Source organism: Nostoc sp. NMS2, from assembly GCF_017115105.1.
Classification (GTDB): Bacteria; Cyanobacteriota; Cyanobacteriia; order Cyanobacteriales; family Nostocaceae; genus Nostoc.
Genome location: NZ_JABXKH010000144.1, coordinates 43684 through 56313, shown reverse-complemented (window position 1 = coordinate 56313; position 12630 = coordinate 43684). Strand labels below are relative to the sequence as shown.

12 protein-coding genes are annotated in these 12630 nt (G+C 41.7%); 3 read left to right on the top strand and 9 right to left on the bottom strand.

What is annotated here, in order from left to right:
• Positions 1 to 92 precede the first annotated feature (92 nt).
• The 6 genes from HWQ36_RS25745 to dndE form a co-directional block, all read right to left on the bottom strand.
• Positions 93 to 644, bottom strand: coding sequence for a GNAT family N-acetyltransferase (locus tag HWQ36_RS25745; protein ID WP_292708213.1), 552 nt, complete (start codon positions 642 to 644; stop codon positions 93 to 95).
• 44 nt (positions 645 to 688) lie between these two features.
• Positions 689 to 880 carry a hypothetical protein gene (locus HWQ36_RS25740; protein ID WP_292708139.1) on the bottom strand — a complete coding sequence of 64 codons (192 nt, stop codon included), beginning with the start codon at positions 878 to 880 and terminating at the stop codon, positions 689 to 691.
• Between the two features lie 260 nt (positions 881 to 1140).
• A complete protein-coding gene (locus tag HWQ36_RS25735; protein ID WP_292708136.1) occupies positions 1141 to 1545 on the bottom strand; it encodes an ABC transporter permease in 405 nt (134 codons plus the stop codon).
• Positions 1530 to 2822, bottom strand: a complete 1293-nt coding sequence (locus tag HWQ36_RS25730) for an AmpG family muropeptide MFS transporter (protein WP_292708133.1) — start codon at positions 2820 to 2822, stop codon at positions 1530 to 1532. The genes HWQ36_RS25735 and HWQ36_RS25730 overlap by 16 nt, the downstream gene beginning before the upstream one ends.
• Positions 2823 to 3335: 513 nt before the next feature.
• Positions 3336 to 4793, bottom strand: coding sequence for a DNA phosphorothioation-associated putative methyltransferase (locus tag HWQ36_RS25725; protein ID WP_292708130.1), 1458 nt, complete (start codon positions 4791 to 4793; stop codon positions 3336 to 3338).
• 63 nt (positions 4794 to 4856) lie between these two features.
• Entirely contained in the window at positions 4857 to 5243 is a 387-nt protein-coding gene (gene dndE, locus HWQ36_RS25720) for a DNA sulfur modification protein DndE (RefSeq protein ID WP_292708127.1), read from the bottom strand.
• A gap of 105 nt (positions 5244 to 5348) precedes the next feature.
• Between dndE and HWQ36_RS25715 the strand changes: the two genes are divergently transcribed.
• Positions 5349 to 5705 (top strand): four helix bundle protein, encoded by a 357-nt coding sequence (locus HWQ36_RS25715; protein WP_292708124.1) that lies wholly within the window; start codon positions 5349 to 5351, stop codon positions 5703 to 5705.
• Between the two features lie 72 nt (positions 5706 to 5777).
• Here the strand turns inward: HWQ36_RS25715 and dndD are convergent, their stop codons facing one another.
• The 3 genes from dndD to dndC form a co-directional block, all read right to left on the bottom strand.
• Positions 5778 to 7763: a DNA sulfur modification protein DndD gene (gene dndD / locus HWQ36_RS25710; protein WP_292708121.1), complete on the bottom strand. Its 1986-nt coding sequence runs from the start codon at positions 7761 to 7763 to the stop codon at positions 5778 to 5780.
• Positions 7764 to 7870: 107 nt separating this feature from the next.
• On the bottom strand, positions 7871 to 8284 hold the full coding sequence (tnpA, locus tag HWQ36_RS25705) for an IS200/IS605 family transposase (RefSeq protein ID WP_292708118.1): 414 nt from the start codon (positions 8282 to 8284) through the stop codon (positions 7871 to 7873).
• A gap of 169 nt (positions 8285 to 8453) precedes the next feature.
• The gene (dndC, locus tag HWQ36_RS25700; protein WP_292708115.1) at positions 8454 to 10073 is read right to left on the bottom strand and encodes a DNA phosphorothioation system sulfurtransferase DndC; all 1620 of its coding nucleotides are present in this window, start codon (positions 10071 to 10073) and stop codon (positions 8454 to 8456) included.
• 197 nt (positions 10074 to 10270) lie between these two features.
• Between dndC and HWQ36_RS25695 the strand changes: the two genes are divergently transcribed.
• Together HWQ36_RS25695 and HWQ36_RS25690 are read left to right on the top strand one after the other, a co-directional pair.
• The gene (locus HWQ36_RS25695; protein ID WP_292708112.1) at positions 10271 to 11869 is read left to right on the top strand and encodes a DGQHR domain-containing protein; all 1599 of its coding nucleotides are present in this window, start codon (positions 10271 to 10273) and stop codon (positions 11867 to 11869) included.
• 74 nt (positions 11870 to 11943) lie between these two features.
• Positions 11944 to 12627 (top strand): GIY-YIG nuclease family protein, encoded by a 684-nt coding sequence (locus tag HWQ36_RS25690; RefSeq protein WP_292708110.1) that lies wholly within the window; start codon positions 11944 to 11946, stop codon positions 12625 to 12627.
• Positions 12628 to 12630 lie beyond the last annotated feature (3 nt).

Sequence of the window (12630 nt, the reverse complement as noted above, 5' to 3'; positions counted from 1 at the left end):
TAATTATACACTTTCCCTCCCCTCGTTGAATTTTATCCAAACGAGAACCGCTATAACTCAGACGCTAAAGTATGTTACGGCTATCCTCTAGTTTATTTTTCTGCACTCAGGAATTTTACCATCCACAGGGATTGGGTTTGATAACCTAACTGATTGTAAAGATTTAATGCGGGTTTATTTGATTGAAACACTTGTAATCCGATTTGGCGATCGCCTCTTTGAATAGCCCAATTTTCCACATATCGCATCAAGGCTGTACCAATACCCCGTCGCCGATGTTCTGGTACAACGTAGAGGATAAAAATATGAGCATGACGGTTCCCATGTACTTGATCTATGGCATTGCCCACCCAGAGGCAGGCGATCGGGCATTGGGCATGGGGCATAAGAGGCAGAGGGGCAGGGGGCAGAGGGGCAGGGGGCAGGGGGCAAGGGGGAGAATTAAGATTACTTCTTTCTCCTCTGCTCGCTGCTCCCTGCTCCTTTTCTTCTTCTACCCACCACAAAGGCGTATCGCTAGAAAAGTATTGCTTAACTGTTTGCTCTAGGTGAGAAAAATCCTCATTGGGAAAGAGATCCTGATAAGTTCGGTGCATGAATTTAAGCAGTAGCGCCCGATCCAATGTGGAACCACGGCGAATCATATACCCCGGTAGTAGTTGCTCAGACACTTCTGATGTTTATTGAGTTAACTAGCTAAGTTTTGTACTCCTGGTGGCAAATTAGCAGGAGTGGGTTGAGAACTTACCCCCACCTCTTCAATTGGTGCAGGTGCTGCCATATCAGAGGGTAAAAATATGCGGGCGCTGACTGCGACTAGGGCAAAGACAAATACTAATATTGCAAGCAGTGGGGCGATGTATTGACGAAAAATAGCCATATTTTAATTGCAAGAAGCTAGGAACTTTTATGAGAACCTAGCTGAAGATTTGTGAAGTATCCCTTATTTTAGCAATTTTCTGTACATGGGAATTGGGCACTTGTACTGAGCGAAGTCGAAGTATTGGGAATTGGGCATGGAGCAGGGGGCAAGGGAGAGAATACAAAGTTACATCTTTCTCCTCTGCACCCTTCCCCCTGCCCCTCTGCCTCTCCCTCATCCCCCTCATCTCCTCACTCCCTGCTCCCCGCTTCCGCATTCTATTGACCGCGCTCTAAATCATCAAGCACTCTCTCGCAATACCAATTTTCCGGCATCCCAGGATAAGTTTCTTTTGCCTGTTCAACTAACCGTTCGGCTGCGGCAGTGTCACCAGATAACTTAGCGATCAGCCTGTTTTTGAGATAGCTATCAGATACATCATCGTCTACCTGGTTTGATCTTCCTTGATTTATAGTTGATGGTCGGGACTGATCTCTTCGCAACTGCCAAAATAAAACGTAATAAAGTGTACCAAAAATTAAAATTAGGCTAAGTGTTCCGAAAAAAGTTAGTAGGTTAAATGCTAGAAATCCTAGAACTAACTGCGAGAGAACATAGCCAAGTAATAAACCAGTCATTAAGAGAATAAATGTGCCGACAGCAATAACTACTTGATTCCCCATATATCCTCTTCTTCATCCTCAAGTCCTGGTCTGGATACTGCCACTGGCTGAGGGTTCCAGGGGGCAAATACTGGTAATAGGAGTAGTCCTGGTACGGCGGCGGCGATGGTAATTAAGAAAAATATAGGCCAACCCGTGCTTTGAGCGATCGCGCCTCCAGGGGCTGCCAGAATATCGCGGCTGACAGCCATTAAGCTGGATAACAAAGCATATTGGGTTGCGGAAAACCTCTGGTTACAAAGACTCATCAAAAAGGCAACAAAGGCTGCTGTCCCCAATCCACCACAAAATTGTTCTACGTTGATGGCAAGTACCATAGCTTGGTAGTTTTTACCGATGTATGCTAGGAAAAAGTAAGCTAAATTACTTACTGCTTGTAGAATACCAAAAACCCAAAGCGATCGATTGATGCCAATAGCACTCAAAATCGAACCACCTGCTAAAGCGCCGACAATCGTAGCAATTAACCCCATCCCAACTTGAATTGCTCCAATGTCGGTTTTAGTGAAACCTGTTTGTAGCAAAAAAGGCGTAGTCATATTGCTCAACAACGCATCACCTAGCTTGTAGAGGGTAATGAATGCAAGCATTAGAATCGCTTTGATAATCCCTTGACGCTGAAAAAATTCCCGAAAGGGCAAGATGACAGCATCAGCTAGAGAACCTGGAGGGCTAATTTCCTTGGGTTCTGGTGCGAACAAGGTGGCTAGAATACCAATTACCATCGTCCCTGCCATAAACAAGTAAACCGATGACCAAGGAAGTTTATCAGCAAGGATCAAGGCTAAAGCACCTGCGACTAATAGGGCGATTCGATAACCCAAGATAAAAACGGCTGCACCAGCCCCCATTTCTAATTTTTCTAAAACGTCAGTGCGGTAGGCATCAACGGCAATATCTTGAGTTGCACTGATAAAAGCAATGACTATGGCGTTAATGGCTAGTAGCTGTAATGCTTGTTTTGGTTGTTGGAAAGCCATAACTGCGATCGCTACAATCAAAGCAATCTGCGTCAAAATTAACCAACCTCGTCGTCGTCCCAAAATTGGTAAAGTGAACCTGTCTACCAACGGCGACCACAGAAACTTCAAGGAATAAGGCAAACTAGCAAGGCTAAACCAACCAATAGCGGCTAAATCTACCTTCTCTACGGTCATCCAAGCCTTTAAGGTATTACCGATTAACAATAACGGTAAACCCGATGAAAAACCTAAGAATAATAAAGCCGCCATTTTGCGACTACCGAAAACTCCCAGCAGCGATTTAATGTTCCTCATATTCTCAACTTTTTGCCTCTTCTGAGGAAATTTCAATAAAATCCAACGAGGAAATGCAAAAGCATATCATGTAACTAGTACACCACGGCGGAAATGAACTAACCATTTGAAATGTCCGAAACCCTTGCGAACAGGTAATTACGAATTACGAATTACGAATTACGAATTCCGCCTTGCGGTACTAATACCTATAAAGGTTTGAATTATCGGAGCGGCAGCAGTTCCTATTAACTAATATCTTGCACTAGGCGACTGGAAGTCGCGGCTACACGAGGCTTTACCCGCCTGCGCGGGTTTCAAACCCTTGATTTTCTGTATAGTCCGCCTGCGCGAACTTCGTTTGTATAGCCGCGATTTCTAATCGCTAGGACTAGGTGCAAGATGTGAGTTAATCCCGATTAGGGATTGAAACTTGCCATCGCTGCTGTGTGATTTTTCGCAAACATAACAAACTACCAAGATTTACTTGGGTTAAATACAAATTCAGGATAACCTTATAGTGTCAGCGTTTTATTAACTTTTCTGAATTGGATAAACCTGATGCCCCCTAATTTCTACTCTGTGTGCGGCGAGGCATTTTTCCCAACCTTCACGTGTACCAATGTCGCTTTTTTGGTTAAGCAGCCCTAATTCCTGTTCTTGTTGGGTGAGTTTAGCAAATTCTTCGTAGCGTGGGTAGTTGCTGGTAACAAATGTTTCTTTACGGTGCAAAATCGGCGGATTTGCCCTAGTTTCGTAGTCTCGGTGAGTGACAAATAGGGTTTTTAAATCAATCCCGATGCTGGCTTTTAACGCCGGATGGGGATCAGTGTCGAATTCGGGATAAGACAGATAGGATATTTGCGGCTTATCAGTGTGATATTTAATTAATGTGGCTTCATCAACACGCCCAATGGTGCGGCTAGCGCAACCTTCACAAATTCGTAGTATGGGGTTAAGTGCTGCTAATGCCGAAACATGGACGTAAAGGACACCGCGCGTATGTTTACCAATTTTGCTTTTTTCGCAAGCAGTTTTAATCACCCCAGGTTTCCCTAAGCTGAAAAGTTTTTGGTCGGCTACAAGGCACGCTTCCTCGTAGCTACTAAAAAAGGCTTTGATATCGTGACGCATTTCTGGGGCTAGCTTTTGCCATGCAGGGCGTTGCTCAAAGTGAGTCAGGGCGAGATAAACTTGGATATCTAGAGAACGACGATAAGCGATCGCATCCCATTCAGCCTCATCGGTAGCTTGCAAAACTACACCAAAGGCACGGCGGAAGTTACCAAATTCGCTCAGTAATTCCTGTTCATTTTCCAATTCGCCTTTCACGGGTAATCTACCGCGCTTGGTAAAAAAAGCCATGAGTGGTTGCAGCTGTTCTTGATAGTCTTCAAACCGCTTAACGGGGATGCGGACTCTGGGTGTAGAGGTGGTAGAAAAGAAGCGGATAGCCTTGTAGCTTTCTTTTTCAGCTTCATCTCGAAAAACAAAGTATACGCCTAGTGCGATCGGTACTGCATCGACATTTAGAACTTCATCAATATAAGTTTTGAGTTCTTGTTGTTCGTAATATTTCTGAAAAGTATTGCGGCGCGTCACAATGCCATCATTGTAAGCAAGTTGGGTTTTACTGGGTGCGTTAATGAGTATTTGAGCCGCGACAATTAAAACTTTCCCGGTGAGTTTCCAAGCTTGGGTAAGGCTTTGACGGCGTTCTTCTGGATCTTCGATGACGTTGAGGACATAACCCAAATTAACCACATCGGCGGCGGTGCGTGGGACATCGGGATAGTAGTAAGGGTCCCAGCCTGCACTGGTGTAACCTAAGTTTTTTACTCGCTGGACATCACCACCATAGCCGCAACCGTAGTCAAAAAAAGTGGTGTCTGGATTCAGGATTGACCCTTCTATAGCCAATCGTACAGGGCGAGAGATGTCAGTGCGTGCGATCGCAGCTCGATGACGCTCGATTTCTAGCGCTTCAGGCATAATATTAATTCGTAATTCGTAATTCGTAATTCGTAATTAAGACACCTAGAAGCTAATATTCTTTCAAGGTTTAACGGCTAGTTCAATTAAATCTTCAATTTTCTTGATATTTGGATCGCCTGCTAAGTAACCAATACCGCGATGCAAATGTAAGCGGAATTGGGTGGCGAGAGTTTCTTTGTCGGTGGGATAACCGTCATTGTGACAGCGTTGCTTGAGGGCGAGGAGGAGTATATCAGACATTTCGCCGCCAAAGACGCGCCAAGTCATCTCGACATTGCTATCTTGGGGAATTGGGACGGGGGAAGGTGTGGTTGCTTCTGCGAGGGAGCGACAAAACGCCCAACGACATAGAATATTCCACTGGTCGATTTTGGTGCTGCGCTTAAGTTTGGTAAGTTGGTCTTTGGCTGTTTGGGAAAGTTTAATTCTTTCGATTGGGGATTCCATGATAATTCGTAATTCGTAATTCGTAATTCGTAATTGATTTTGGCTGAGATTCTAGTTTTTATTTTAGATGTGGGAAAGATAGATATTATGATTTAAGACAAAAATATGGTTAATCATAGTAGTATTACTGACCGGACAAAAAATTTTGCAATTAGAATTGTTAAGGCTTGCTGTTTTTTAGATGAAAAACCCGGAGTTTCTCGAATTCTCTCTAAACAATTACTTCGTTCTGGTACTTCGATTGGTGCAAATGTTCGAGAAGCCCAGTCTGCCCAATCTAATAAAGATTTTATCAATAAATTAGAAATTGCTTTGAAAGAAGCAAGAGAAACACAATACTGGTTGGAAATATTAATTGAATCCGAACTAGTGAATAGACACAAATTTCAACTACTCCTCCAAGAAGCCAACGAAATTGGAAAAATTCTAGTCACCTCCACCAAAAGACTCAAAGCTAAATAATTACGAATTACGTACAGCCCTTTGGGCATGAAAACCGCGTAGCGTGCCGGAGGCTCTATTACGAATTACGAATTACCAAAAGTATCCTGGTTGGATAGTTGTTTGGCGGGTGAAGGAGTCGTATTTGAGCAGGTATTCGCGGGCGATCGCTTCATTTTCTCGCAGTGTTTCGACTTCTTTCTTTCCAATCTCAGTATCCGTAGATAACAAAATTACTTGGTGGCTAGCCGATGGGAAGTAACGTTCGACTAAGTTACTGCGGTGGGAGGAGTCTAGTCTACCTAATGGCGTATCGATGGCTACTGGTAGGCGGTGGCCGGAGACTTTGGCTAAACCCCAGAGAAAGGCGATCGCCAGTAGTTGTTTTTCCCCAGCCGAGAGGCGATGTTTAGGAACAGGTTTACCATTTAAATCGTAAAGCAAAAGGCTGAAAGTCTTAGTATCAATAGTGATGCGATGCACTAAGTCTGATTTGTGCAAGAGATAAAGGAAGCAATTTTTAACTTCCTCTTCTAATTTATTGAGTTTCCGCAGAGTTAATTTTTCACGAAAAATCTTGAGTGTGTTTTGAACTTTAACTGCTGACGTAATAATATGTTCGCTATTTTTATGTTTAATATTTTCTACAGTATAATCACTTAATTCTCTCTTTGACTTGGCAACAATAGTTTCTAATTCAGCTAAACGGCGGCGGATTGTTTCATAATTTGCTTTAGCTTCAACAACTTGATTTTGTGCCGATTCAAGTGCTTGACGCAGCTTTGTATAATCTTCTGGTGCTGCTGCTGTTTGCACCTGTCTTTCTAAAGTATGAATTTCTTCTTCTTTATTTTTAAGAATAGCTAATTTCTCTTTTGCAGAAAGTTTAGAATTTTGTAAGTGATATATGAGATTATCTAGCTGACTTAAAGTTTCATCATCAGCTAATAGCCAAGGTGCTTCTGTCTGGATAGTCTTTGCATATAAACTATCGACATCTTGGATTAAAAATGATTGGATTTTTTCAACTTCTATCGGAGAAATTTCTCCTTGATTTAACCAAGTGAGTAAGCGCTGATCTCGTTCAATTAACAAATCTTTAGAAATTTGTACCTGTTGATGGCGAAATTCCTTTTCTCCCTGTGCTTGCGCCTGACTCAGCAGATTGGGAATTAATGCTAGAGGTAAAACATCAGCCGCCAATTCACACATTGACTGGCGTACTTGTTCAATTTCCGCAGTTTTTGTATCCTGTTGTAGTTCTAGCTGATTGCGTTCTGCTGCAATTTTGCCACCTTCATAAATAAATTTATCAAAGGCTTCTTGCTGCTTTTGTTCTAATTCTTCTACCTGATTTTTAAGAGTTTCTAATTTCTCTCCTGTTGTTTGATAATCTTCTTGCTGTTGGGTTAATTTAGTTTCAATTTCTTCTATATTTGCTAAATCTTTACTATTACCAACTTCTTTAAGTTTACGGTTAACTAAGATATCTAAATCAACTGCTAAACGGTCTGCTAATTCTAGTCCTAAAAGTCCGCGAATTGCATCTACTACAACTGGTGGTGGTGTTTCCTGTTCTGCGAGTTCTTTAACCTGTTCACCATCAAAGAGAAATAAATTAGAAATACCTAATGGTAGGAGATTTTCAATATATTCATCCCAGATATTAACTAAAGCATCAGGCCATGTATCACTGTCACCTAAAATACCTAATGTATCTTTACCGTCTTTAGGATTTTTTGTCCAACTACGAACAACACGGTATTTTATTGGTTTATCGTTTTCAATATGTTCAAAAAGTAATTCAATCCGGGTGTCTGCAACTGGATCTATTTTGTTGTTAACACATTGGTTGAGAAAATCGCTATAACTTAAATTACCACGGGTAGAACATTGGGCACGAGCGCCATAAAGAGCGAGACGAATGGCATCCATAAGGGTGGTTTTTCCGCCGCCATTCATCCCACCTAAGAGGATAATTGGGTGTGAGTTTTCCTCATCAATTTTTGGGTTAAGATTGATTACTTGTCTCCCACTGTAGGGGCCAAAGTTTTGTAATACGAGTTCAAGAAATATCATCGTTGGAGATTATTAAATATCGGGAAAAGAAATACCGGGCGAACAGAATTCGCGGCTACACAGGCAAAGTCCGCCTTCGCGGACTAATTAAATTCATAGTTCTTGGGTTATTTGGGAGTTAGTTCCCAGGTGGGAATGATTGATTTTTGGCTATGGTGGGTAGCTTGGTTTCTGATGTAATTGGCTATATTATCAATGGCATCATGACTAACTGTAAAAGCTCCATAGCTACCTTGCCATTTAAAAAACTCACCTGGCTTGATTTCGTGGGTGATGAAATGGGAAGAACTTCCCTTAATTTGTTTAACCAATTCAGAGATACTGATGGTTGGCGGAAAACCCGTTAGCAGATGGGCATGATCTTCAATACCACCAATCGCAATTACGGTACAATTTAACTGTTCAGATTCCCGAATAATTGCTCCGTAAACTTCCTTTTGAATATCAGGCGTAATTATGGGCAATCTATCCCAGGTTGCCCAAACATAATGCACGTACAATTGTGTAAAACTTGCTCTCATTTCTCTTCAACCCACGAAGGTGGGTTTCGTCTGTGTAGCCGCAATTTCCAATCGTCCGGTATTCTATTATTGAATAATTGTGTAAAACTTGCTCTCATTTTCTTCAACCCACGGAGGTGGGTTTCGTCTGTGTAGCCGCGATTTCCATTTGCCCGGTATTCTATTATTCTTATTCTTCCGAATTTATCTTTTTAAATTTCATACTTGCCCAAGTTACCTGTTCATCACTTTCACCTTTATCTACCTCATTGATTGCTGCAACATCACCCAAAGTCATCTGCTTGACTTTTGCAATATCACCTTGACTAACTGCTTCGCTTAATTCGCGTTTCAAACGAGCATTTTTAATCGCATCTTCTGGGGAACGGGAACTCGTATTAAAGCATTTTTCTAGGGTTTCGTATATTCCCACGCGACGAGTCTTTTTGCGATACTGGCGTTCTGTATCTAACAATTTCGCCATTAGTTCTAAGTGCATCGCGTCACCTTCACAGATTTCTTCTAATACTATCCATTCATCACGGCCTAGTAGGCTATAGTCAGCACCAGGACGGGGGTCTTGAAATTCTTCGCCTGTCACTTCTTGATAAATCCGGGGTAAACTATCATCAAATTCGTGTTTATCTTCTAGCCAAATGCGGCGGATTTCACTCATTTCTTCGAGAGTTATTAGGGTGATGTCGCGCACATTTTCTGGCGCTGTCTGACGGGTTTTTGTTTGCGCTTCTAATAGTCGTCTAAGCCAATGTTCCCGCCAATATTTTGTATAGGGACCAGGTATTGGTTCAACAGATATTTCCCCATCTTTATTACGCTCAAAAAGTTGGACTTCACCCCAAATTCTTCTAAAATCTCTTTTATCTCGATCATCTTTAATATCTAGTTCGTTACGGATATCTAATAATGGCTGCATCCATTCTTTTTCTTCATCATTTTGGATCATTGCCTCCATTGATCTATCCTTACTCACTAGTGTGCAAACCCAGCAGCCAAATCGGGAATCACCACAGCTAGGAGTAGAAGTATCAACAACTAGTGGACATTCATTATCGGCTGTTGCACCTCGATACATAGTAAATAATTCTTTATTGCTTTGTCCCCAAGGATTATCCCACTGATTCAGGTATATCCAGACATCGTTATTACTCCAATCTTCAATAGGGGTATAGATTAAGGAGTTGGGTAGGCTGGCATTAGGACTCAGGCGATCGCGTACTCGATCAACTTGATGCTTTTTCATTGTGGCAGCACGTTTAGAGCTTTCTGCTTTGCGAGTACCCAATACAAGAATTGTTTCACCGTTAGCTCTAACTATTTCACGGATGAATTGATTAGCAGGATTAATTTTTAAACGTGGTGTACACCAGCGAAACTGGTTACGAGGTGCTGGATATCCCTTACCAATAAGATTTACCCAAAATGTGTCTTCAATTACTGGTTGTAGTAGATGTGGATCAATTGGCATCCCCTGTTTCTTAGCAGCTACCTTGAGATTTTGCAAGGATTTGCGAACCCAAGCAGACACTATAGGATTTTCTACCTTCGTATCTGTTGTAATTACATAGACCGTTTTAGTTCTTTTTTCTGGAGGAAGAGCCGCGATCGCATTCCATACAAGCTGCAATACTGTACTAGAATCTTTTCCCCAAGACACACCCAAAACCCAAGGTATCTCATCTAAACAATACAATTCTTGAATTTCAATGGTGAGAGCTTGGATATAGTCCACTAACTCTGCTACAGTACGTGTTTGCTGACCTTTAACTTCTGCTTGTTGTGCTGTAGTCATTTATCCTTATCTCTGAAAACACTGGCGTAATATTCGGGCGAATAGAATAGAGCCTCCGGCACGCCAAGGGCGAACGCGTCTACATACACAAAACCTGCCGATCTGGGTTAAAGAAAAGTTTTTAAAAACTTTACTACTAATATCCAAATTTTTGGATAATTAAACGACATAATCCTATTTTGTTTTTAAAATTTAACATGAAAGATAGTGTATCTGACCCCACTGCTGATATTGCTAGAGAGTACCTGGAACGGGAAAACAAGGAAAAACAGGTACTAGCTTTACTCCTGGAGAAGTTTTTAGGGAAAAAAGATCAGATTCTCGTTCAGAAAACCGAGATGGGTGGTACTGAGGCTTATGTTAGCTCTGTTACCTTGGAATGGTTTGCAGGTCGGGTTCACTTCGCCTCTGGCTTACCTCTGTTTCAGAAAAAGTATAATTCTGAGACAGATAATGTCGAGATTGACGCGGATAGTATTGATGAAATTCAGCAGCGTCCCCTTGATTGGTCACGCCAAGCACCGCTAGTGCAGTATTTAGCGGCTCGACAAAATCACAAATTTCCGCCGGTGCTAGTAGTAATTAATCAACCGTGGGTGGATAATCCCAAAGCTACTGAGTGGGATAGTGAAGGACGCGCCACCAAGTCTACTACAGATTTCATCCCCCTAGATAAAGACGCTAAAGTAGGTCTGCTAAGTATTTATGAGGATGATGTAACTATTTATGCACTAGATGGTCAACACCGATTAATGGGTGTACAGGGGTTGATGGAGTTAATTAAAACTCGTAAACTCCAGCGCTATAAAAAAGATAAAGGTGCTGATGACAGTTTTATTACAGTCAATGATTTGATAGAAAAGTACCAAGTAGACCTTGCTTACTTGCAAAATTTACCTAAAGAAAAAATTGGTATTGAGTTCATCTGTGCGGTAGCGGCTGGAGAAACTCGCACCCAGGCGAGGCGGAGGGTGAGGTCGATTTTTGTTCATGTTAACCTGATGGCTGCACCCTTGACTAAAGGGCAACTAACACAGTTGAATGAAGATGATGGTTTTGCGATCGTTGCTAGAAAAATTGCAGTTACACATCCACTATTAGAACAACGACAAGATCGCAATCCTCGTGTTAATTGGAATAGTGCAACAGTAGCCTCCAATTCTACAGTTTTGACGACTTTGCAAGCTCTGCAAGATATGTCTGAGCGATATTTGGCTCAAAAGTTCCCTCATTGGAAACCCTTGGAGAAAGGTCTAATTCCCATGCGTCCAGAGGATGAAGAACTTGAGCAGGGAATTGAGGAATTTAGAAAGCTATTTGATTCTTTGGCTAGTCTTTCCAGTTATAAGATTTTAGAACACGAGGATACACCAGCTTTGCGGCGCTTCAGCTTTGAGAAAGATGGAGGTGAAGGAAATATGCTTTTCCGTCCAGTTGCTCAAGTTGCATTAGCGCAAGCTTTGGGAATTTTGGTTTTTAAAAAAGGTTTTTCCCTAGCAGATATTTTTAAGAAACTGCGGAAGTTTGACCAGCAAGGTGGTTTCAGTGGTATGGAATATCCCCAATCTCTCTGGTATGGGGTTTTGTATGACCCAAATAAAAAGCGGGTGCAGGTTGCTGGACGAGATTTGTCTGCGAAATTATTGGTTTACATTTTGGGTGGAATTCAGGAACAGATGGAACGTGCTGAACTTCGTAAGGCTTTGGCTGATGCCAGGACTGTTGAAGATAAAACTATAAGTTTTGATGGTGAGTTTGTTGAACCAAAAGCTGTAGGACTTCCATCTGTTTTGTAGTTGCTAATGATTACTCGCCTTTAAAGAAATTATTATGCTACCCTGATACGTATTGTATAAAGGGAGTCTATTTTGTGGCATGGCTATATGGCAGTGATGCTGTGCAACAGCTAAGTGAAAACATCGTCTTGTATGATTTGGCACAGATGCGTGGAAATAGTGCTGTTTTGAGCCGCATCCCCGATAATACCGGCGGTGTCTACGCTTGGTATCGTCGCTTCGAGATTGATGCTAATGCCATCAATGATCCTGAAGTCTTCGTTGATTATATCTTGGAGGAACTTTGTAAGGATCATTCGGCTCCGAGAGAAACAAAACTGCCTCCAGCACACCGGATAAAACTCGAACCAGAGACTTCATTTTCTAATTCTAAAGAGCTTTTGCTAAAAGAGTTAGCTGCTGATTCGTCCTTTCGTCAAATGCTCTTTATGCTTTTGAATAATTCCCTCATATTTCAGCAGCCATTATATATAGGAAAAGCAACTAGTTTATACTCTAGGATTCGCAGTCATATTCGTGAAGGTAGCATTTTACGCGATCGCCTTGCAGATGCTGGACACAAAATTAATAAATGCAGATTGCTAATTATTCATACTTCATATAATACAAACACTATGTCAGATAGTGTTGATGAGGATGACGAATTAGATAATCAAATTGAAGAAGATTATGAATGTTCTAAACTCGCTTCAGACAAACTAGTTGAAGATATTTTATCTAGACTATTTCTTCCATCATTTACTCTTAGATACGGTTGAGAT